Annotated in this window: 22 protein-coding genes and 2 pseudogenes; 6 read left to right on the top strand and 18 right to left on the bottom strand. The window is 27.3% G+C overall.

Features of this window, described 5'->3' with window-relative positions:
• Positions 1–954 precede the first annotated feature (954 nt).
• Together LRB30_RS03225 and LRB30_RS03220 are read right to left on the bottom strand one after the other, a co-directional pair.
• Complete coding sequence (locus tag LRB30_RS03225) at positions 955–2,307, bottom strand: PBSX family phage terminase large subunit (protein ID WP_231014057.1); 1,353 nt, start codon at positions 2,305–2,307, stop codon at positions 955–957.
• Positions 2,308–2,310: 3 nt separating this feature from the next.
• Complete coding sequence (locus LRB30_RS03220) at positions 2,311–2,904, bottom strand: helix-turn-helix domain-containing protein (RefSeq protein ID WP_231014056.1); 594 nt, start codon at positions 2,902–2,904, stop codon at positions 2,311–2,313.
• Positions 2,905–3,076: 172 nt separating this feature from the next.
• Here LRB30_RS03220 and LRB30_RS03215 point away from each other — a divergent pair, with 172 nt between their 5' ends.
• The 3 genes and pseudogenes from LRB30_RS03215 to dbpA all read left to right on the top strand — a co-directional run bounded on the left by LRB30_RS03215 (position 3,077) and on the right by dbpA (position 5,011).
• Positions 3,077–3,289 (top strand): hypothetical protein, encoded by a 213-nt coding sequence (locus LRB30_RS03215; RefSeq protein ID WP_231019246.1) that lies wholly within the window; start codon positions 3,077–3,079, stop codon positions 3,287–3,289.
• A 488-nt stretch (positions 3,290–3,777) separates the two neighbouring features.
• Positions 3,778–4,119, top strand: a pseudogene (locus LRB30_RS03210) (DbpA/DbpB family decorin-binding adhesin).
• A gap of 325 nt (positions 4,120–4,444) precedes the next feature.
• Positions 4,445–5,011 carry a decorin-binding protein DbpA gene (gene dbpA / locus LRB30_RS03205; protein ID WP_231019238.1) on the top strand — a complete coding sequence of 189 codons (567 nt, stop codon included), beginning with the start codon at positions 4,445–4,447 and terminating at the stop codon, positions 5,009–5,011.
• Positions 5,012–5,234: 223 nt separating this feature from the next.
• Here dbpA and LRB30_RS03200 read toward each other — a convergent pair whose 3' ends face one another.
• From LRB30_RS03200 to LRB30_RS03135, 14 genes are all read right to left on the bottom strand, one after another.
• Entirely contained in the window at positions 5,235–5,666 is a 432-nt protein-coding gene (locus LRB30_RS03200) for a DUF261 domain-containing protein (protein ID WP_231014052.1), read from the bottom strand.
• A gap of 487 nt (positions 5,667–6,153) precedes the next feature.
• A complete protein-coding gene (locus LRB30_RS03195) occupies positions 6,154–6,699 on the bottom strand; it encodes a chromosome replication/partitioning protein (RefSeq protein WP_231014051.1) in 546 nt (181 codons plus the stop codon).
• A gap of 29 nt (positions 6,700–6,728) precedes the next feature.
• Positions 6,729–7,481, bottom strand: a complete 753-nt coding sequence (locus LRB30_RS03190) for a ParA family protein (RefSeq protein WP_231014049.1) — start codon at positions 7,479–7,481, stop codon at positions 6,729–6,731.
• Positions 7,457–8,041: a DUF226 domain-containing protein gene (locus tag LRB30_RS03185; protein WP_231014047.1), complete on the bottom strand. Its 585-nt coding sequence runs from the start codon at positions 8,039–8,041 to the stop codon at positions 7,457–7,459. Before LRB30_RS03185 ends, LRB30_RS03190 begins: the two co-directional genes overlap by 25 nt.
• Positions 8,042–8,088: 47 nt before the next feature.
• Positions 8,089–9,285 carry a plasmid maintenance protein gene (locus LRB30_RS03180; protein WP_231019225.1) on the bottom strand — a complete coding sequence of 399 codons (1,197 nt, stop codon included), beginning with the start codon at positions 9,283–9,285 and terminating at the stop codon, positions 8,089–8,091.
• 590 nt (positions 9,286–9,875) lie between these two features.
• Positions 9,876–10,763, bottom strand: a complete 888-nt coding sequence (ospB, locus tag LRB30_RS03175) for an outer surface lipoprotein OspB (protein WP_231019208.1) — start codon at positions 10,761–10,763, stop codon at positions 9,876–9,878.
• Positions 10,764–10,777: 14 nt separating this feature from the next.
• A complete protein-coding gene (gene ospA / locus LRB30_RS03170; protein WP_231019194.1) occupies positions 10,778–11,599 on the bottom strand; it encodes an outer surface lipoprotein OspA in 822 nt (273 codons plus the stop codon).
• 226 nt (positions 11,600–11,825) lie between these two features.
• Positions 11,826–12,191 carry a BBA14 family lipoprotein gene (locus LRB30_RS03165; RefSeq protein WP_231014043.1) on the bottom strand — a complete coding sequence of 122 codons (366 nt, stop codon included), beginning with the start codon at positions 12,189–12,191 and terminating at the stop codon, positions 11,826–11,828.
• On the bottom strand, positions 12,181–12,606 hold the full coding sequence (locus tag LRB30_RS03160; protein ID WP_231019183.1) for a BlyB family putative holin accessory protein: 426 nt from the start codon (positions 12,604–12,606) through the stop codon (positions 12,181–12,183). The genes LRB30_RS03165 and LRB30_RS03160 overlap by 11 nt, the downstream gene beginning before the upstream one ends.
• Positions 12,603–12,782: a BlyA family holin gene (locus tag LRB30_RS03155; RefSeq protein WP_231014041.1), complete on the bottom strand. Its 180-nt coding sequence runs from the start codon at positions 12,780–12,782 to the stop codon at positions 12,603–12,605. Before LRB30_RS03155 ends, LRB30_RS03160 begins: the two co-directional genes overlap by 4 nt.
• A 23-nt stretch (positions 12,783–12,805) precedes the next feature.
• Complete coding sequence (locus tag LRB30_RS03150) at positions 12,806–13,840, bottom strand: DUF685 domain-containing protein (protein WP_231019169.1); 1,035 nt, start codon at positions 13,838–13,840, stop codon at positions 12,806–12,808.
• Positions 13,841–13,902: 62 nt separating this feature from the next.
• The gene (locus LRB30_RS03145; RefSeq protein ID WP_231014036.1) at positions 13,903–14,529 is read right to left on the bottom strand and encodes a DUF735 family protein; all 627 of its coding nucleotides are present in this window, start codon (positions 14,527–14,529) and stop codon (positions 13,903–13,905) included.
• A gap of 2 nt (positions 14,530–14,531) precedes the next feature.
• Positions 14,532–15,404: a DUF276 domain-containing protein gene (locus tag LRB30_RS03140; protein ID WP_231019145.1), complete on the bottom strand. Its 873-nt coding sequence runs from the start codon at positions 15,402–15,404 to the stop codon at positions 14,532–14,534.
• A complete protein-coding gene (locus LRB30_RS03135; RefSeq protein ID WP_010890377.1) occupies positions 15,401–15,736 on the bottom strand; it encodes a contractile injection system sheath initiator in 336 nt (111 codons plus the stop codon). The genes LRB30_RS03140 and LRB30_RS03135 overlap by 4 nt, the downstream gene beginning before the upstream one ends.
• A 174-nt stretch (positions 15,737–15,910) precedes the next feature.
• Between LRB30_RS03135 and LRB30_RS03130 the strand changes: the two genes are divergently transcribed.
• The 3 genes from LRB30_RS03130 to LRB30_RS03120 all read left to right on the top strand — a co-directional run bounded on the left by LRB30_RS03130 (position 15,911) and on the right by LRB30_RS03120 (position 19,004).
• On the top strand, positions 15,911–16,384 hold the full coding sequence (locus tag LRB30_RS03130; RefSeq protein ID WP_231014033.1) for a BBA07 family lipoprotein: 474 nt from the start codon (positions 15,911–15,913) through the stop codon (positions 16,382–16,384).
• Positions 16,385–16,785: 401 nt separating this feature from the next.
• Positions 16,786–18,039, top strand: coding sequence for a hypothetical protein (locus LRB30_RS03125; protein WP_231014032.1), 1,254 nt, complete (start codon positions 16,786–16,788; stop codon positions 18,037–18,039).
• Between the two features lie 116 nt (positions 18,040–18,155).
• The gene (locus LRB30_RS03120) at positions 18,156–19,004 is read left to right on the top strand and encodes a S2/P23 family protein (RefSeq protein WP_231014031.1); all 849 of its coding nucleotides are present in this window, start codon (positions 18,156–18,158) and stop codon (positions 19,002–19,004) included.
• 75 nt (positions 19,005–19,079) lie between these two features.
• On the opposite strand, the gene LRB30_RS03115 is transcribed toward LRB30_RS03120, so the two are convergent.
• Both LRB30_RS03115 and LRB30_RS03110 read right to left on the bottom strand, forming a co-directional pair.
• Positions 19,080–19,598, bottom strand: coding sequence for a hypothetical protein (locus LRB30_RS03115; RefSeq protein ID WP_231014030.1), 519 nt, complete (start codon positions 19,596–19,598; stop codon positions 19,080–19,082).
• Positions 19,599–19,905: 307 nt separating this feature from the next.
• Positions 19,906–20,388 (bottom strand): annotated as a pseudogene (locus tag LRB30_RS03110) (P13 family porin); the annotation flags it as partial.
• Between the last annotated feature and the right edge of the window lie 803 nt (positions 20,389–21,191).

Genomic DNA, 21,191 nt, shown 5'->3' with positions numbered 1-21,191 from the left:
TAAAATTTAATTTATTTCAAAAGCACAAAATTATTCAAATAAACAAAAAACATGCATCTTTGACATAAATCTGCCATTTAATCTAAATATATTATTTAATATTAAACGTGCTTTAAAATTTTTAATAATTTTAATAAACTTAATTATTTCTATTTGTTTTTATTTATTTTTTTTTATTTCTACGATATCGCTCTCTGGCTCTTAATTTAAGTTTTTCTCTGTTTTTCTGATAATACTCTCTGTTATAATCTGAGGCTTTCTTCTTATTTTTGGCTAATAAATTTTTATTGTTTAACTTTTTAAAATAACTACAACCCAAAAGACGTATTAAAAAAAAAAAGAAGACCGGCAATTCTCATATTTCTCTCTCCTTGAAATATATTTGAATAGATTGAATAGATAAATCTTAAAAATGATTGCACTAGGCAAATTTGGCAAACCTCACAAATTCTTCTAATGCTATTTTTTAGCTAATCCAATAAAATCTAATCAAAATTGATGCAAAATAAACTCTCTTTTTGAAAAAAAAATAGCTTAAATATTTCAAACTTAGCTTTTTTTAAAGTTAACATTGTGCTTAAAAAGCATTAAAACTAAAAAAATTAAAGTTTGAGAACAAAAATAAAAAAATCTGCTTTTCGTGGTTAACTCCTTTAAAATAAAAAATAATAAAATTAAATTATAAATCACATCAATAATATTTCACAAAAAAATTAAACTTTAAAAATAATTTTTCAAAACTTTTAAAAGATTGAATATTTGGTTTATTTTTTTTACAAACCATTATATTTTTTAATATACTGGTTTAATTATTTTAAAAATTTATTTAATATTGTTTTAGCCTAGATTTAAGGCAAACAGAAATTTTTGGCAAAATTAGCACAAAAGACAAAAACTTTTTAAATCATTATTAATTACAAAAAACTTAAATCAATAACTAAAATTTAGATCAAATTATAAATATTTAAACCTGCCGAAATGAAATAATTTTTCTTTATAATTTAGCGTTAAAAGAAGATACGCATTTGCAAGAGAATCAAGTGCATCATCTTTTGTTTTGCCGTCTCCCTTGTAGCTGTAAATATCAGATACTACATTTTTGCTTACTATTTTTAAAAATTCTATTTTGCGGCTTTCAAACAAAGGAATAAGCGCACATATTCTTTTAAATTTATTGCTCAAAGGTTTTATTGGTGCAACTTTAAAATAGTGAGTGCTTTTGTTTCTCAAGAAAAGAATTGTTTTAGTTAAGATTCCATCCCCTTTGATGCTATCCCTCTCCTCAATGTAAACGGTATTTACATTAAAATTTTCTATTAAAACTTGAATGGAAGCAAGCATTAAACTATCGCTTACTGGTTTTTGATCTTGATAAATATATGCATAAAACTTCTCAAAGGTGCGCTCTAAAACACAAATAGCTGTATTGTCTCCGCCTACTGAGAATGCAGGATCAATGTACATTATTGGGCTTTTAAATTCATAATCTTGATTGAAAATCATCTCATTAAATAGTGTAGATTCATTTGAAATCCACTCTCCGTAAAGCACACGAGCCTTATAGGCGGGAAAACGTTTGTAAAGTTTTTCCTGGGTTTGAATAAAATCTGCTGAATTTAAAGGGTTGTCGTACGTTGTAAAATTATACGTCTTAAAAACATCTGTATTTTCAATATAGTCTGTTTTAAAATAGTGCACGGGGCTTTCCGGATTTGTATCAAAAATAATAATTTCTTTACCCTTTCTAAGCCTTTTTACCACTTCAAGCAAAGTTTCTCTGTGAATTACTGTTGCTTCATTTACATAAATTATTGCACTATTGCCCCCACGAATCTTAGAAAAAGCATCTCTGTTTTTTCCCCCATAAATATTAAGCTTAAGGCCTGCTATCTTACAAAAAGACTGCCCGCTTTTCTTTTTCTGGTAATCAATTCCTAGCAAGCTGCAAATTTTCTCTATTTGCTTTATGGTATTTGTCATTAACAAGCCAATAGAATTGCCTATAATAAAATTATTGGTATCTTTTTCATAAAAAGATTTGTTTTCAATAAGCTTTTTAACAAGCAAATATGAGGCTAAAAACGTCTTACCACTTGCAATCCCGCCGCTAAATATTACTTTTGAATAATTGTTAATTTCTATGTCAAAAAGAACTTCCTTTTGCTTGGCGGTTAAATGTTTGTTTTCAAAATCTTTAAAACAAATGCTGGTTGGTTTGGGCTTAATATAATCCAAAATGTTAATATTAAACTTATTTTTAAACTTTTTCTGAAGATTGAGAAACGTCAAAGATCTTAAAAATTTCAAATTTTACTCCAATTTTAAATTCTTGCTACTTAAAACAGATTTAAGCTTAACAAGAGCATCAAAATCCTCTCTCAGGCAAATAGTAGTAAGCTTTTTTTCAATCTCTTCTTTTTCTTTAATCCTATCAGCAAGCTCTCTCTCAAGGCTTTCTTGGTTCTTAGGGCCTTTTTTTTTATCAGCACTAATCTCGATTTGAAGTTTGCTAATCTTTAAATCCAAGATTAATGCTTCCTTTTTTATTGCCTCTAAGCTGAGATTTTTATATCTGTGGTGGGAATCAATAAAAGAACAAACTATCTCGTAAAACAACCTTTCAGCCTCGTTTTTAGCATTTTCAAGCTCACAGGCCTTTTTTGTAGCAAGCAGTACTAAATTGTTAAAATTTTCCTCATCAAAAGACGCTTTAGCAATACTTTCTCCTACTAAGTCGCTAGAAAAAGAGCTCTTTTTACAAACAGAATCGCCGGATTTAAAATATTTGTTTCGGGCTTTTGCTACAAAAGATTCGCTAACACCTAAAATTTGAGCGATATCTAAATCTTTTAAACCTTTTTTAAATAAAAAAATATATTCTTCTTTTCTATTTTTAAATATCATTATTTTATTTTAATTAAGTTCTTTTAAAAACTCAAGAAAAATTATTGTTTTTTTATTGTGAATAATTTAATTAAAGAGATATATTATTTAAATAAAATAAAATTAATAAAATAAATGGTAAAAGGAGAAGGGAATATTTAAAATAAAATATATTCTGTTGCCAGCAATAATATTGTTGTGTAATCTGAATGGCGGGACATTTACTCGGGAGCAAGAAACAAAAATCAAAGAAATTGTTGCTAACAAACAAAATGAAAAATCAAAGCGCTTAATAGAAGCTGCTGGAAACAATGCATCTAATGAAAGTTTGCTGGGTATGACAATTAAAGTAAAAAATAAAATAATCCCAAAGCAAACAAAAAAGAACATTTCTTTAAGGGCGTAAAGGGTATTTTTATGCCTTTTAAGCCTGCCAATCCCGCTTATACTCCTAATTAAAAAAATTAAAGCAATGTCAAAATAGTCAAAATACTTGAAAGAGAAGCCAATAAATTGCGGGAGCATGACTTCTCTTTTATTTTAAAGACCTAAATTCTTTTAGATCTTTGATTTAATTTACAACTGACCAATTTGTAATATTTTGGCAAACTGGAAATAAATCTTAAAATTACAAGCCAGATTGCATAGCTAGCTTGTAATTCCAAACAATGTTACTGCTATATTTGCATAAAACAAATTCATATCCCCAATAAAAAATAAAAACAAAATTCACACTAATGCGATTTTAAAATAAAAGCTTTGCAATTCAGTACAAATCTAAAAATTATATTAACTTTTTATGTCGCCCCTATTGGCCAATTTATTTTATTTTCAATAAAATGGGCTAAAATTTAGATTTAAACAAATCTAATATAAAGGTAAAGGAGGTAACAAATGAAAATTGAAAAATTGAATTCAATAGTTATGGTCTTGTTTTTTGATCTATTGGTCGCATGTAATATTGGATTCGTAAAAAAAAACAAAATTGAATCAATTAAAAAAGAAGCCGCTAAGAAAGGTGTACTTTTTGCAGCTTTTAAAGACCATAAAACCGGCTCTAGGGTGATGGATGGCTAAATGGTCTTAAGAGAAGCAAAAGTACAAGCCGCTGGTAAAAAAACAGGAAAAAAGTTCCTTAAGATAGTAGAGAAAGAAGCCTTAAGTCTTAAAGAAACTCGAAACAGTGGTAAATTCTTGGCTATGTTTTACTTATGCTTGAAGTTACAGAATTACTAAAAGACGCTAGAACAATAAGCTTAAAAGCCCGTGTTTTAGAGAAGGCTAAAAGCAATCCTATATCACAGCCGAAAGATTAAAGATTGCTTGTGGTTAATTAAAGCTCAAATAGAAAATCAACTAAAAGCGGTTAAAGTAAAACAAAATATTGAAAATAGTGGGGAGGAAAAAAATAACAAAAGCAAAAAAAAGAAAATAAATATTAAAAATATTGTCATTAGAATGAACTAAAAGTAAAATTTTTAGCTCGTCCTAATATTTACAATTTAATAATATTAATATTAGCTTATTGCTTTTATTAAAATTCAAAAAAAGGATAAATATTATGGAATATAATAAAACTAGTAAAACAACTTTTAAAAATTTACTTAAACTAACTATACTTGTTAAACTGCTCATATCATGCGGCCTAACGGGAGAAACAAAAATTAGATTAGAAACATCGGCAAAAGACATTGCAGATGAAATAGATAAAATTAAAAAAGAGGCTGCTGCTAGCGGCGTAAACTTCGAAGCATTTACAAGTAATGCAACAGGCGGCAAGGTATCGGGGAACCCTGAATTCATAAGAAAAGCAAAACTACGAGCTGTTGCCGTAGCAGAAAAGTTCATAAAAGCAATAGAAGAAGAAGCCACTAAGCTTAAAAAAACTGGGAGTAGTGGTGCATTCTCAGCAATGCTTAACTTAATGCTTGAAGTCTCAAAACCACTAGAAGATATTGGGGTACAAGAAATGAAAAAAACAGTCACAATTGCAGCCGAAGCTCATCCTGCAACTACAGCTGAAGGAGTACTTGAGATTGCAAAAAAAATGAAAGAAAAGTTACAAAAGGTTAAAGCAAAACAAATGCAAGAACTTAACAAAGCTTCAGAAAAGGAAAAGAAGAAATAAACACCTTTTTAATTTAACTTAAAGTAAAAACATAAGACCAAACAATCAACTGATTTTAGGTTGTTTGGTCTTATAATTTAAATGTTAATTTTGAAATGCATACAGTAAATATTAAGCTTTTCAAAAGGCATCCAAAAATTAAAAGGAATTAAAGTAAAACAATTAACTCAAAAAGTTAAACACTGTATCAAACATTAAAAGTTATAACCTATCATTAATATTTTCAAATAAAATAATTAAATATCCTTTTTGATGTTATTTGAAATTTCTTTCCCTTAGCCTTTAAATCAAGACTGTCGTAAAGCACCTTATTATTATCCATTACAAGAAAATGCACAAACCCCTGATCTTTAACCTTAATCTCTGTTATTTCAAACTCTATGCCAGCTTTAGGCAAATAAAGCGGACCCTCATATCTGACCTTTGAAAATATTCTATAATAACTAAGAATTTTACATGGATTTAAAATATAACAATCATTTCTTATAAATCCCAATTCCAAAAACCGCTGGTAATTTAAATTAACGTCTTTTGTTGTAAAATCGATCCCTGTTAAACCAAATATCCAATAGTGCAAAGATAAAAAATAACATCCGGACTTTTGAACGTCTTCAAACAACTCTGAATTACTTTGTAATATTTTCTCAACAAACATTTTTAAATACACAATTTTTAAATATATTTTTTAAATAATTAAACATTCCTAACCAATTTTTATTTAAACTTTAGAATCTAAAAGCTTAATAAGAAAACATTCGGTTTTAAGAATCTTTAATATTGTTAGAACCAAGCCACTCAAACCCATTGTTTTTAATGGCAAAAGTTTCAATTAAAAGCTTGTAGCATTCTTTCCTTTTGATCTTATTAAGCCTTTTCATCTTAACCCCTAATATAAGTTTTTTACTAATACCATAGTATAAAAAAATTTATGTTTTGTAAATACTTTTCTAAATTTTTCCAAAATTAGTGTTAAAAAATAAAAACTTTAAATCAAAAGTTAAAGGGTTTATTGGAATTTCTTTTTAAAGACTCCCCAATAAACCCTTTAAGGTAACAGGTCCTTATATTAAGAGCGACACATTGCGTGTCAGTCTGTACCTATAAAGTATACACTAACTTTTCAAGTTTTGCAAATAAATATTTCATTTTTGTTTATTTCTTAAAGCTTCAAATTCTTTAATTATTTTTGATAAAAAATCTTTTTCCTCAAAAAAAATTTTCTCCAAAAGAAAGCTTGTAAGCTTTGCATTTTTTTTATAAAAAGAATAAGATTCTTCCTTTTTAAGCTGAAATCTTAGTGGTTTTATTGGGTTTTGGTTAGATTTTTTTAAACTTGGACTTTCTTTTGTTTTAAGAAGATAAATTGTATCATTGATTCCGTTTTTAACCACATACTTTTCTTCAATAAGACCTTCTTCTATTGCTGTTGCAATTTTAAGATACTTATACGTTTGAGTTCTAGCAAGTCTATAGTCTTTTGCAAAATCATCAAAACTGGAATAATTGTCAAGTTTATAATATTCTTTATCTTTAATTTCTTTTAAAACCTTCATTGCTTCTATTTTGCAATAAATTTCTTTTTGGAAGTTAATGTTTAATTTTTCTTTAAGCTTATTATAATGAATAAGAGCGTGTTCTTCTTCTGTGGCACTCTCAGATAAATTTCTTTTATTTATCTTTATATCCATTGTGCTCCTCCTTTACAACTTGAGTACACTTAGTGTACGTAACTTGATTTACTTAAAAACGCAGTAAGCGTATTTTGGTACTCTATTATGTAATCCTTCGTCAAATCAAATTTGTCATTTTTTGCTATTCTTTTATTTAAATCCTCTCTTTCAGATATTGTGCCTAAAAAATTACTGTTTTTTTCTAAAACCCTTAAGAGTTCTCTGTGGGTGTTGTTTTTTTTAAATTTAGTATTAATTAAATACATTGGCAAAGTTAATAATAGCTTGTTCATAAAAAAAGTAAACAAATCTAAACTTTCAACGGCCCATTTCTCTGCTGTTATTGGTATTATTATGTCATTGCTACACACAAGAGCATTTGTTAGAGTGAAATCTAAGCTGGGATTTGTGTCAAGTATTATGTAATCGTAATGATTGCTTAGCAACTTTAGCTGTTCTTTTAATTTAAATTCTTTATATGGAATAGATTCTGAATTAAATTTATGTAATGTTAAATAGCTTGGAATTAAATCTAGGTTTTTGTTAATTGTTATTAATGCATTATCTATGTGTAAATTTGATATTAATACTTCATATATATTTCTATTTATTAAATCTACATTCTTGTCCTTAATCTTATTAAAAAAATAGCTTGTTGTTGAGGCTTGAGTATCAATATCTATTAAAAGAATCTTACATTTAATTGATAGCAATGTGGCAAAAATTAAACTTGTTGTGCTCTTGCCAACACCACCTTTTATACTTGCAATTGTTATTACTTTTGTCTCTTTTTTATCCATTCAGGAATAATTCCCCCTTTTGACAATTTTTTGCTATAAAAAGCGTAGAGTTCGGTTTCTAGTTCTAAAATAATATTTAACAGCGTGTTGTAATAGGGACTGTTTATCCTGTCCTTTTTAAGTAAAATATGAAGACCGTTTAAATAACAAAAAACAGAACCTTTTTTAAACTTGAATTCAATGTATTCACATTTTCTAAGAGTGTAAGTTTCTTTCTTGTTGAAGTTCTTTACAATAAATGCTTTATCAAGTTTTCTTATTCCATAATGAATTCCCATAAATTCATCATCTTCTCTTACAGAGAATAAATGAAACATGCTTATGTCTTCTATGTTAAAAATTCCCCTTAAAGAAATGAAAAATTTCGTAGGTTCATTCTTGCTTATTCCAAATGTATAAAAGTCATTAAAGATTTTAGTATGGTATATCTTTCTACTTTTAACCTCCTCAATCTTAGAAAAGACGTTAGCCTTTTTTTCTTTTTTTGTCTTTGGTTTGTTTTCTTCGTTCAGTTTTAATTCTTTTTGCTTTTGCTTTAATCGTTCAAGTAAAGCCGTCATTTTTTTCCTTTTTCCTTAATAGTAAAGCCAAACTGTACATTTTCTTTTTAGCCCACTATTTCAATCAAGTTATTATAGTAGGAATTGTTAAATACCTTGCTATAATTAAGGTCAGGCTCATTTTCAATGAATTTTTTTAAAGCAGGAACTAGCTTATCATCATCTACTTTATGCCTTAACTGTTCTAATAATATACTAAAAACGTTGTTTTTTATACTTTTTAATTTTATCATTTTGTCTTGGATTTTAGAGGATTCTGTTTTTGCTCTTTTTACCAGCTTATCTAAATCTGGATATTTTTTGTGCTCTATTATGAAATGTGGTTTTATTTTGTAAATTTCGTATGTTTTTCTAAAAAACTTTTCAAGATCTTCTTTTTTATATTGTTCATTTTCTAATTCTTTTATTTTTTCTTCAAGTATTTTTTTTAGAATTTCTTTTTTATTTATATATTTTTTCTCTGTTTTTTTTATTTTATCTATCATTTTTTTGTATCCACTATTTTTAAAAAATTTGCATAGATATCCAGGATTGTTTACATTTTCTTTTATTGTGTTTGATATGTGCTTTTCAATGCTTTTGGGATCTATTTCCTTAAGATCATTTTCAATGTGTTTTAGGTTTCTTAAATGATAGATTTTGGTTCTGTTTGGTGTTTTTAGATTCATTATTAATGCTGGAATTTCTGTTTTAAAGTTACATTTGCTTAAATATTTTTTTATTGTTTCATTATTTATTGTTTTTTTAGAATTTTTGTGTATATTTCTATATTCTTTATATTTATATATATTATTATTATTATTAAAACACTCCCATTTAACACTACTATTTATTTTATTGAATTTTTTTATTCTTTGCGTAAATTCGTTAATTTTATTGATTGTTTTTTCTTTAAAGTATGTGTTAATTATCAAATAGCATTTTTCTTTTTCGTATTTAAGTTTATAATAGGTTTCACTTCCCGAATTTTTTCCCAAATGTTTACAGTAGTTTCGAGTGACTTTAAATTTTTTCTCTAGTGTGTATAAATAGTTTTGTAGTGTTTTGAGTTTTATGGGTTTTTGTTTATTCCTTTCAAGGTTTTTATTTAGGAAATAAAGTATGTTGTTTTGTGTGTATTTTTTAAAGTTTGAGTTTATAAAGTTAAGAGTAGAGATTAATACAATTAAATTGTGTTGGAAGTTGATTGTAGTTTTTTTTATTCTTTTTGTAGTGCTTGGTGATTTTTGTTTTAATGTTTTCAATTTTATACTCCTAATATAAGTAGTTTCTATAATTATAACTTAATTAATAGTACAGTTTCTTAAAAAAGTAAAGTATTTTTATATAAAAAATAAAAAAAAAGTATATTTAATAAATATTTGTTAAATATACTTTACAAAAGTAAGTTTTTGTAATAAACTATAAAATATAATAAATAATAAACTTATATTAGGAGTAAATTATTTTTACGCTTTAATTTTTATTTAAAATAGTAAGCTTATTAGCGATGGGTTTAATTTTATTAAGAATTTAGATTATTTTATTTATTTATCCTTCATTCAAGAATTGGGCTTGGGTGAAGGAATTAGCCCCATTAATTTTATTAAGTTTTGTATATTCAGTTTATTTGTGCTTTTTATTTTGATTTTAAAGATTAAAGACCGAAATAGCCAAATAACCGAAATAGTTTAGCTTGATTGTTGTTGTGTTTTCTCTTTTAAAAAAGAGAAAAAGTCTCCCAAGAGACTTTTTCTAGAAGTAACAAATTGAAAAATATATAAATTCAATTTTTAGGTTGTAATAAACCCTTTTTACACTAGCTTAATGCCTTGTAGGGGGGTTTATTTATATATTATTTTAAAGCATTTTTAAGTTCTGAAAGATTTTTAATTTCAGTTGCTTTGCCTTCTAAGTTGGTACCTGTAGATGTGTCATATTTTTGTACTGTAATTGTACCATCTGTTAAGAACACAAGATCTTTAGTTTTTTTGCTGTCAGCAGAAATTGTTAAGGTACTATTAGTTTCGCTCCATTTCGCTGTTTTTTTGGTAGAACCAGAAGTAGTATCATTTAAAAAGACTTTTACTTTTCCATCTTTATCAATTTCTCTTGTAAGAGTAACAGTTCCTTCTGCTATTTTCAATGTTGTTTTTCCACCTACAAGACTTCCCTCAAACTTAATGCCATTTTTAAGAGTTTCTACTGCTTTTGTAGCATTTTCCTCATTTGTAATCTCTGAATATTCAAGTGTAGTATCATTTGATCTTGTTAACTTTTTGGAGTCTAATTTTTTAGCTTTGTAAGTTTCCTCTGTTATTGATCCATGTTTTTTAGTAACCTTGCTTGAAATTTTTTGGTTGCTAGCATCAAATGTTTCCAATGTTACTGTGTTTAGATCATCAGAAACTCTTAATTTTACTTTACTCTTGTCAGTTTTTACACCTTCAAGGGTTCCAGAACCATTATTTTTATTGGAAGTTCCTTTAAGCTCAACTCTATCAATTATTGCTCTTAAATCATAGTTGTCGGAGTCATTTTTTTCTTTGCTTACGAAAATTTCATTACCATTAAACAAAGTTACTGAGTCTTCTTTTAATTTAGCAGGATTTTGTTTATTACCTTGTTGTTCTTGTTTGTTTGAGTTTGCAGGTTTTTCATCATTGTCTTTAGTATCAGCACCTTTTTGTGCACATCCTATTAAAGCCAACGCCAAGGCAAATCCTAGTAAATATTGCTTCATAAATTAAATTCTCCTTATTTTAAAGCTGCTTTAATTTCATCAAGTGTTTTGAGTTCAACTGCTGACCCCTCTAATTTGGTGCCATTTGAGTCGTATTTTTGTACTGTAATTGTGTTTTCTTTTGTAAACACGAGGTCTTTAGTTTTTTTGCTGTTTACAGTAATTGTTAAAGTTGAAGTGCCTGAATTCCAAGCTCCAGTTTTTTTAGTACCAGCAGTGCTGTCAGTGTCATTAAGTTCAACTGAAACTTCCCCAGATTTTGAAATATTCTTGCTTAAAGTAACAGTTCCTTCTTTAATCATAAATGTTGTTTTTTCAGCAGTTGAAGTTCCTTCAAGAGTATAGCCTTTTAAAACCTCTTTTGCTTTTCCGGATCCATCGCTTTTAATTTCTGTGTATTCAAGTCTGGTTCCGTCTGCTCTTGTTATTGTTTTTTCAGATACTTCACCTTTTTCATTGAATTTTTCTTCTGTTGATGACTTGTCTTTGGAAGTTACTTTTTTTGATACTAGTGTTGTGTTATCTTCTTTTAAAACTTCAAGTGTGGTTTGACTTAAATCGTCAGAAATTGTTAATTTTACTTTACTTTTGTCAGCTTTTACGCCTTCAAGTACTCCAGATCCATTGCTTTTCTCAGAAGTTCCTTTAAGCTCAAGCTTGTCTACTGTTGCCATTAGACTGTACTTGCCGTCCTTGTCTTTTTCCTTGCTTACAAGAACTTTCATTTCACCAGGCAAATCTACTGAAACGCTGTTTTTTTCGTCAAGGCTTCTAACATTTTGCTTGCATGCTATTAAGGCTAATATTAGACCTATTCCCAATAAATATTTTTTCATAATATATTCTCCTTTTATATTAATATAACTTAATACAAGTATAATTATATTATAAGATTAAAAAATAACAAATAGAAAATTAAAAAAAAAATAAAATGATAATAACATCAATTAATTTTAATTTTAATTAGGTTTGATTTTAATTAAACTTGGATTTAATCTAGACTTTTTATTAAAAAAAGCCCCACAACTGGGACTTTCAGGAAAAAGAAAAGTTAAATGACTTTTAAGGTATATTTTTTGAGTATTTTTTGTAAATTTGCATTGCAATTGGTTTTATTTTGTCAATGTGCTTTTTTAAAGCATCAATGTTTGTTTTGATTGATTTTAGAGTCTGATCTTTTTCTAATTTACTTGTATCAAAAAGTGTAAACTCAGGATAATTTTTATTATTTACTTTTTGTTTAGTTTTTACAAGAAATGTTTGTAAGTACATAATATAGCTTGAAAGATGCGCTTCATATAAGCTTAAAGCCTTTAATGTTGACTCTTTTGGGGATGATGGTTCTTCTGGAAGGCTTGCTATTGTAGAGCACGAAAAGATTATAAGAATGTTTAATAAAAACAAAAAAGGAAAATTTTTAATTTGCAATTTTATCTCCTTTATTTTCTTTTAAGTCTTGGGTTTTGTTGTTAGTGGTGCTTGGCCCTTCTGCGAGCTCTTTTATTTCTTCTTGGAGCGCTTGAGTTTTGATTGCCATTAGTTCATTTCTCTCTTCTCTTAAATGCTCAATAATGTTTACATCTCTCTCGTCATTAATGCTTGATATAAGTTGAGTAATTTTATTATTGACATTTTCAATTTCATTTAACAATTTTAATGATTCTTTCTTCTCAAGGGCTGTAATTCTGTCCTTGTATATGCTTATTATTAGATTGTAAAGATTAAGCCCTAAATATATTCCTTTTTCCACTTTGACTTCTGTTGGAGAATCGCTGCTTTTTAGAAAATCATATAAATTATTCAAAGCCTCAATGCCAGAGTTGATATTTGTTTTACTGTTCATTTTGTTTCCTTTTTATTTATATTTTTTAAGAGTTTTTTGATAAGCAAATTTAAATTTTCTCTAAACTGTGGTTTTATTGCTAAAATCATTGGCATTATTGCCAGCACAATAAATCCCCCCAGTATAATTAGTTTTGTATTGTCAATTGTTGACAAAAAAATAAGTATTGTATCCATAAATATCTCCTTTTATTTATTTTTTATGCTTTGTTTAGTATTGGCATTTCTTCTCCCGTGCTTAGTTTGTCCGATCCAACGTAGTACCAACCATTGTAAATTGGTGTTTTAAGTGTGGGCATGTTTTGAGAAGAAAATGAAGCTATTAGAATTTTTGCAGAGCTTTTTTCAAATTGAAGGTAAAATTGTTTATTGTGATTTTCTGTTGAGCTTGAATATCTGATTTCTGCAGTTATTTGTAAGTAAATGTAATTGTCCTTTTGTGATTCTTTTATTACAATTGATGTGCTACTTCTGTTTTTAAGCACAACGGTTGTAGCTTTATTTTTATATTGGAATTCCATTATTCTAACATCATCAATTATTGTGTGTAGTCCTCCAAAGTCGTTTGGTTTTCCTTGCCACCAAATAGGAACGTTTACAATTTGTGGAATTCCTTGTTCATAACAGCTTACAAGCTGTTCATTTTTTGTATCAAAACTATGTTTGGGTATTAATTGGAAAGAGTTTCGAAATTTATCTGTAAAATCTTTTGTTTGTACGCACCCTGTTAGGTTGCTTTTAAGCTCATTTATTTCAGATTTTTCCGCAAGAAATTCTTTTAAACTTTCAATCAAGATTTCAAATTGAATAAATTCAATATCTTTTGTTTCTGAGTTATAAATTGAAATTTTGCTTGAAGATGGTTTTGTGTTTGTGTGCTTTAGACTCTCAATAAGTGTAGATTTAACTTTTCTAAAAACAGTATCAAAATCTATGTTTTCAAGTGGCGTTTTTAGATTTAAAAGCTTTGAGATTACTTTAATGTAAATGTTTTTTATATATTCTGTGTTTTCTAAAAGTTCTTTGCTAATTATCTCTTTTATTGCTTTTTTAAAGCATCCAAATTCGTTGTTATAAAATGTGTCTTTTTGTATTTGTTCTAGGAGATGTTTGTATGTGATTGCACAAGTATCTTCTACTATGTCATCAATAGGAATAAGGTCGCTTTGATTAACCTTTGTTTTTCTGTTTAAGTCTTTTATTTGTACGCTTTCTTGTGGTTCGTTGGTATTCATAAATTCTCCTTTTAAATTTCTTTAAGTTTTAAATTTTATTTATAAGCTATTTAAGCAGAAGGTTAAAAAAAATGATCTGCTGTGCTAAATTTTTTTGTTCTTGTGCCTTTTATTTCTATTTGTTTTTTGTCTATGATTTTAACTATTCTTCCTATGGGAATTAATATTTTAATAAATTCATATACTGAATTTTTGTAATCTTTGGGCATATAGTTAGAAGTTAGAGTTTTTTTAAGCCCGGCGTGCTTTGCGGCTATTTTTTTTAGCTTGTTTTGATTTTTTGCTGCAACATTAAATTCAATAGGAGACTTAATGTTTCCAAGCAATTTTATTATTATTTCGCCTGGGACCTTTTCGTTTGAGCTGACTTCTACATTTGCGTGTAAAAAGGCTTTAAAGAGTACGATAAAGCTCTCATCAGTTCCAATGGACTTTATTGCAAAAATAATGGCATCTAAAGAGTTGACAAGATTTTTGTCAAGCTCTTTTTTAAAGTGAAATGCGTTAAATATTGAAAGCATTAGTAATGCAATGTATTTGGAGTTAATGTTCTTTTTAACGTCAATTGTGTTAAAGTTTGCAAGCAGTTCTTTTAGTTCTCTTAGTATTTCTTTTTTGTAATCAAGCTCATTGCAAATGAATTTTTCAATTTGGGTATTTTCTAAAAATTTTGGGATCTCTTTATTCATTTTTATTCTCTGTTAATAAGCAGTCTTTTGTTTGTATCAAAAATAATAATTTCATCCTCTTTAGTGTTTTCGTCTTTATTGAATGTAAAATCACCATCATTAAGTTGTGTGATTTTTTTTGTATCATCATTTTTAATACAAATTCCTATTTTAAGCTCTTTTATTCCCCAGATAATGCTAACTGGTGCAAGAAAGTCTTGATATCTAAAAGATGTTCCCATTTCAATGTATTTGTCGGTTAATATTTTGTTGTAAATGTCTCTAATTTGAGTGTCTATTTCTTTGTAGATTGCGTCTTTTGCTTCTGTTTTGTAGACTGCTTTAAGATATGCATATTTCTTCTTACCTAAGCTGAATTTGTATGTTTTTTTTTGGTTGTATTTGTTTAAAAACTCAATCTCAATGTCACCTTTAAAAACTGTTCCACTTGGTGCTGTATAGTAGATTGCTTGCCAAATATTTTCTTTAGTTTCAATTTTGATTTGCTTTTTCTCCAGGTCTTTAAAGCAATCGTCTTTTAGTATTAAGTAAAGGTTAATTATTCCAGGTCCACTTAAAATATTTATGTGCTTAATCCCTTCAACATTTAGCAGGGCTTTTCTTATTGCTTCGTAAGTTGAGCTTTTGGGTGTGCTTAAGTCTTCTTTGAGTGCATTAAAGTAGCTTCCATTTTCTTTTATTTTGGAAAAAAGTTCTTTTAAGGCCTCTGATATTTGTTTGTCAATACTTGAACTTGGAAAGTTTATTATGTCGTAAATTGAATTTTCTTTAATGTTTATGCCGTATTTTGTTCTAAGCATATGTTTTTTTTCATTTTGAATTTCTTCTATTGTTTTTTCCAATATTCCCAAGTTTTTGTCAAAAATTATACTCATATTTTAAAATCCATTTTTAAATTGTCTTTTCCTAAAAAGAAAAAATTTATTGTTATTGTTTTGTTTTTAATACTTGGCCTTACGTTAATAAGGTCTATTTTGAGTTCTTTTGAAAGGTTTAAAAAAAAATTTTTAATAGATTCTAGTTTATTAGCTTTGCAAAGTTTAAAGTAAAAGCTGTAGTCAAGCCCATAATTTGGATTTTCCTTTAAACTACCTTTTGGTGTCTTAAGATAAAAAAATAAACGCTGTTTTTGTTCTTCAATGTTTTCTATTAATTTAAGATCGTTGTTAAATACTATATTAAATTTTTCATCAATTTTAATTTCCATTTTTAACTACCAAAGTCATTTTAACATATTTTATTCGATATTGCTATAAAGTTTTACAAAATGTTTATTATTTTAAATGTTGAGATATATTATAATTTATATTTTTTTTTAAAAAAATTTATTTAATTTTTAAAATTTAAATATTTACATAATAGTAATGTGTGTGGGAGACGTATGAAAAATATTTTATTATTTGTTATTTTATTATTCTTTTCTTGTAAAGAATTTAATTATTCTGATCTTAGGAGAAGGTCTTCAAAGGTTTTAAATGCTTCTAATGGTGCATCAAGTAAAGACCTTAAAATTTCTTTTGTAGACTCTTTAAATGATGACCAAAAAGAAGCTTTGTTTTTTCTTGAACAGGTAGTTCTTGATAGCAATCCCGACAAGTTTAATCAAATTTTTAATTTAAATGAAGAGAAAATAAAAGAAATGCTTGTTACTGTTGTTAAGTGTTTAAAGGCCAAAAGAAAGGCCAAAATGGCTCTTGAGAGCTCAAATGTTGCAAATGTTGCCAATGCCAAACAGCAATTGCTACAGGTTGAAAAAACCTACATAGATAATTTGCGACAATCTTTTATGACTACCAAAAACATTGAAGAGGCTTGTAATCTTGTAAAAAACTATGATGCATCTGCTTCGTTTTAGCTTTTTTTTAATCAACTCCTAGATTAACTCTTATTTTAAGAGTTAATCTTTCTGTTTATGGTTGTTTATTTTGTGTCAACTATGTCTAGATTTGAAAATTTTAATTTCTATGATTTAAATTGATGTTAATAATTTTAATTTATCTGTGCAATTTTTATATTGTTAAATAACACAGATAATTAATATTTTTTTGCTTTAAAAGGCATTATTGGATTAATTTAGGCTTAAAACTTTATTTAAGTTATTTTAAATAGTTTTTTTATTTTAAAAAACTATTTATTAAAATAATGTCGATCCTAATTCCTTTTATAGTAATGAATAATGTGATGTATACATTTAGTGTATGTAAAGTGAGCTATATTTTTATTTAAACCGACAATTAAATAGAGGTAATTAAATTTATGAATAAAATAGGAATTGCAGTTATTATTAGTTTCCCGTTGTTTGTTAATTGTAAGGGTAAATCTTTAGAAGAAGATTTAAAAAGTACTACTTCTAGCAATAAGCAAAATTTAATAAGCAACGAAAACAAATCTTTAGATTCTAAGAACAATGGGCTTAAAGATTTTGGGCTAAGTAATTTTGAAAGCAAAAAGAATGGCCATTCATTAAGAAAATCTAAAGACTTTAAAAAGGATTTGCAAACTTTAAGAAATTCTAAAAATTTAATGCCTAAAGACCGGGATCAGTTGAGCAATGATTTTGACAATTTAGATAATTCTGAGTCTTTGCAAGAAACTTCTTCAAAGCACAACATTGGTAAGTCAAGATACGGTAAAGCTTTACTGAAAAATGCTCACGATGAGATTTGGATTCCCCATTTAAATTTGGAAGAAGACAAAAATTTTGAGTTTTTTAAGAAATCTTTGCAAAATGATGAGAATAGATATGCTCTTGGTGGGTGGCTTTTAAACAATGATGAAGTGTTAGCAAAATATAAATACAGCGAAAAAGATGTTAATCAGTTTTTGATTGATATAGGAAAAAAGCGGTGGGGAGATTTGTCTTCTAAAATGAGCACTTTAGGGCGATTGATTGGAAATTATTCTGATAAAAGTGATAGAGAAGATGAAATTTCTCTTTTAGATATGAATTTGTGTCAACAATTTTATCTAACCAAGATTAATGCGAGTGGTTCAAGCGCAGATATTCTTGTTGCTCTTGAAAAAACAGTAGATCAACAAATTAGTAGCGTTAGCAAAGAACTTCTTGAATTAAAAAATTTTTCTCTTACCACAAAGTCAGAGCTTGATTGGCATTTAAATTGGAAGCGTAATTTAACAGACGAAGAAGAAGAGACTTTGCAATGTTGCAGGGTTTTGCTAGACGGAGAATTGGATTTTGAAAATCTTGACGATTTGTTTAAAAGGCTTGGAAAGGAATATACTAGGTTGATATTAAGAAAGTTAGAGGAAATAACATTAAATTACGATGTTGATAGGTTTTTAAAAGAAATGGAAAAATCACGTAAATCTTTCAAGCAAGCATTAGGCTCTATTAGAAATAAAAACAAAAGAGTATTGATTTTTAAAGTTAGAAATTCTCTTTTAGAAATTTTTAAACTTTATTACAACAATATTGGCAAGAATAAAAAACTTTATGATTATATAAATAGCATGTTAAACGGCCTAATAAAAGAAATTAGCAGACGCTAAGGTTTTTATTTTGATTTTTTTGTTAATTGATCTACATTTGCTTCTAATAATCTAATTTAAAAATTTTAAATATTAGATAAAATTTTAAAATTTTAAAAGTTTAAAGGGGGAGCATTTTGAAAAGAGTCATTGTATCCTTTGTGGTTTTAGTTCTAGGGTGTAATTTAGATGATAATTCAAAAATGGAGGGAAAGGGAAGCAATAAGCCTATTGGGGAACGTGGATCAAGCAAGACGGGCCAGGAAAAAAGAGCTTTAGAAGCAATGAATTTTGGGCTTTTTTCTGGAGGTTGTGGAGCCGTTTATGATTTGCAAAATTATGAAACCCACAGGGTCTTTGAGAATAAAATTAAATTTATTGATTACTCTAAAATAGATTTTTTAGAAGGAACAAAATCAATAAATGCTTTTATTTGGGCAGTTTCTGTTCGTTGGATAAAAATTAAAGCCAGAGATTTGTTTGATGAGCGCGGAGATTTTATTAAAGAGCTTAGGGGCATTAAGTATTCTTATCTTGTTTCTCCTGTTGATGGAAGCTATATTTCTTATGCCATGCCTATAATAGTTTTTGAAACTACTAGCGAGAGTGATCCGTTATATTCTGTTTCTGGGTTTAAATTAATAAGCAAAGGAAATGATATAAATTTTAATGAAAATAAAGGTGGATTTTGGGGAAGACTTCCAATGTCTGAAAAATCAATTGAATCTGGTCTTGTAACCGCATATCCTTTTGGTTCTAGTGATGCTAAAAAATTGATTGAGGCTTTTGTTTCTCTTTATAATAATGGAACTTGGAGCGATATGATTGCTGAGATTACCATTAAATACAAGCAGTATCCAAAAAATGAAAAAGTTTACAGAATTTCTCTTGATTCTCAGCTTTTTAATGTTACTATGAAAAAAATAATTGAAAAATATCCCAAGATAAAAAGCGCAAGTTTTGCATTTAATTCGTTGATTGACTAAAAAGTTATTTTAAAAGCTAGCAGTTTAAAACCACTAGCTTTTTTAAATTAATTATAAGTTTTAAACTTAGGCTTGCTATATAGTCTCTTTCAAAGTATTAAGTATGGTTTTGGAATCTGCTTGATTAAAAATTCCATCAAATCCGCTAGCAAGTATGCTTTTATAAGTATTTAGCTCTTCTGGATCTTTTTCTTTTTTATCGTTATTTTCTTTAATTTTTGCAAGCAGATCTTTTATTTCATCTTCTTTTAGATCTGATAAAAATTTTTGTATAGACTCTTCTATTTTGCTTTCATCTCCACCGGTATTTTTAAAATGTAAGCCAATATTTGGGTCTACTAGTTTTTCTTTTAATAAGTTTGTTAAAAATGTTAGTGTTTCTTTTTCCGTGTTGTTTAAGTTTAATCTGCTTACTAATTTTTCTAAAGGTGTTGCTTTGCTAAATTCAATTCTATCTTCATCAACTAGATTTGATTTAGCTTGCGATTTTTGAGATTTTTCATCTAGATCGTTGTTTGGCTCGGTATCATTATTTTTGTTTTTGCAATTAAGCATTAATGCTAATATTATAAATACAATAATCGTTTTTTTCAAAATAGTCTCCTTAAAAAGTATTTTAATTATTAATAATAATTAGTAATTATAGCATTTTAATAATATGTTTAGAACATTTTAATTAATTATTATATTATTATTAATAATTGTTAAAAATATTGTACCAATTTGGCATTAAGAATAATTTTTTAATTGGGCTGAGTTTTCGGCAAGATTGCAAGAATTTTATTATTAAAGATAAGGATATTTTAAGTATAATTTATAAGCGAACAATAGCGTTGGTGTGAATACTTTCTTTGTTTGCAAATTGATTTTTAATTTTATTATCTATTATTAATTTAATAATTTTTTTAAACGACAATTGGAATCCGTTTATTCCAAGATCAAAATTGGGTTCAAAACCCGCAAGCTCAGCGCTTAGTCTCTTTTTAAGATTTTCATTGTGCCGATGATTTGCAAATGTAAATGGAATAATAAGTGAGGCTGTGTAGGATGTTAAAACCATGCTTGCTCCCATCCCTATTAGTATGTATCCGGTTAATTGTGTTTCACGGTGATTAAGAATAATTCCAGTTCCCCAAAGGATTGCTCCCAATAAATTAAATCCAAGCGCCGAGCCTCCACCAATATAATCTCCTTGGACAAAGGATTCTATTCCAAAAGGCAAAAATAAATTTAAAAGGAATGGCCCTATTGGATTTTTTTTCTCTTTATCATATTTATTAAAACTTTCAATACCTTTTCCAATTTTATCTTGTATGTCTTTTTTTGTGGCAAAGATTTGAATTGTTAACCCAAAAATTAATATTAATGTGAAAATTTTTTTCATGTTTTTATTATCTCCTAATAGTAAGTTTTAACAAGTAACGTATTAGCGCAATTTATAATAAATTAATATCAATTTAAATATCAATTTATTGTAAGCACATAAAGTTTAAATTGATTTTGTTTGTTTCTGTAGTAATAGATTTTTTAAAATTTCTAAGATTAAAGAGGATAAATTAAAAGTAAAAGAAGACTTTTAAAAAGTTTAATTAAGTTGGAAAAGCAAGCCTTTAAAGTGAACCATATATTCATTCAAAGCTCTTTTGCGAGAGTAATACTATCTGCTAGTTATCCATGTTATTTGAAATTCTTTTGATCAATAAGGTGGGGTATAAAGGAATTATAAGCTTTTCAGCTTTATTAAACTGAAAAGCTTATAAATATAATGATGTATAATAAGTGGGGTGGCCAACTTGCCACTGTTAAATTGTTATAGAAAAAAGATCGTGCGATTTCAGGTTCAATTGGCCCCTTATTGTTTTAAAACTTTGAATTTTATTATATTATTTATTTCTTGTTGAGCCTAGATTAATCTTCAATTTATCTCTTTTTGAAATCTTTTAAGACCGCTTATTAATGACATTAAGTAAGTTTTTATAATGTTTTTATGTTTTAACTTTCTAAGCCGTTTATATAATTTTTTAATTCTTAATTCAAATTAATGTTTATAATGAATTTTTTAAAAAAATTTTTTGATTAATGTAGTTTTTTTATTTAAAATCAAAGTTTTTGATAGATGTATTCGTATTAAAAAGCAAAATTGTGTTAGGATTGGTTTGAATCGCCACAGTATAGATTAACATACTT

It is taken from the genome of Borreliella americana, assembly GCF_021043605.1.
Taxonomy (GTDB): domain Bacteria; phylum Spirochaetota; class Spirochaetia; order Borreliales; family Borreliaceae; genus Borreliella; species Borreliella americana.
The sequence above is the reverse complement of the archived record's forward strand: the minus strand, read 5'-3'. Positions and strand labels throughout refer to the sequence as shown.

Excerpts from the sequence above, each read along its gene's own strand:
- LRB30_RS03220 (WP_231014056.1), bottom strand. The coding sequence starts at position 2,904 with ATGATATTTAAAAATAGAAAAGAAGAATATATTTTTTTATTTAAAAAA.
- dbpA (WP_231019238.1), top strand. The coding sequence starts at position 4,445 with ATGGAATATAATAAAACTAGTAAAACAACTTTTAAAAATTTACTTAAA.
- LRB30_RS03200 (WP_231014052.1), bottom strand. The coding sequence starts at position 5,666 with ATGTTTGTTGAGAAAATATTACAAAGTAATTCAGAGTTGTTTGAAGAC.
- LRB30_RS03195 (WP_231014051.1), bottom strand. The coding sequence starts at position 6,699 with ATGGATATAAAGATAAATAAAAGAAATTTATCTGAGAGTGCCACAGAA.
- LRB30_RS03190 (WP_231014049.1), bottom strand. The coding sequence starts at position 7,481 with ATGGATAAAAAAGAGACAAAAGTAATAACAATTGCAAGTATAAAAGGT.
- LRB30_RS03185 (WP_231014047.1), bottom strand. The coding sequence starts at position 8,041 with ATGACGGCTTTACTTGAACGATTAAAGCAAAAGCAAAAAGAATTAAAA.
- ospB (WP_231019208.1), bottom strand. The coding sequence starts at position 10,763 with ATGAAGCAATATTTACTAGGATTTGCCTTGGCGTTGGCTTTAATAGGA.
- ospA (WP_231019194.1), bottom strand. The coding sequence starts at position 11,599 with ATGAAAAAATATTTATTGGGAATAGGTCTAATATTAGCCTTAATAGCA.
- LRB30_RS03160 (WP_231019183.1), bottom strand. The coding sequence starts at position 12,606 with ATGAACAGTAAAACAAATATCAACTCTGGCATTGAGGCTTTGAATAAT.
- LRB30_RS03155 (WP_231014041.1), bottom strand. The coding sequence starts at position 12,782 with ATGGATACAATACTTATTTTTTTGTCAACAATTGACAATACAAAACTA.
- LRB30_RS03150 (WP_231019169.1), bottom strand. The coding sequence starts at position 13,840 with ATGAATACCAACGAACCACAAGAAAGCGTACAAATAAAAGACTTAAAC.
- LRB30_RS03145 (WP_231014036.1), bottom strand. The coding sequence starts at position 14,529 with ATGAATAAAGAGATCCCAAAATTTTTAGAAAATACCCAAATTGAAAAA.
- LRB30_RS03140 (WP_231019145.1), bottom strand. The coding sequence starts at position 15,404 with ATGAGTATAATTTTTGACAAAAACTTGGGAATATTGGAAAAAACAATA.
- LRB30_RS03135 (WP_010890377.1), bottom strand. The coding sequence starts at position 15,736 with ATGGAAATTAAAATTGATGAAAAATTTAATATAGTATTTAACAACGAT.
- LRB30_RS03130 (WP_231014033.1), top strand. The coding sequence starts at position 15,911 with ATGAAAAATATTTTATTATTTGTTATTTTATTATTCTTTTCTTGTAAA.
- LRB30_RS03125 (WP_231014032.1), top strand. The coding sequence starts at position 16,786 with ATGAATAAAATAGGAATTGCAGTTATTATTAGTTTCCCGTTGTTTGTT.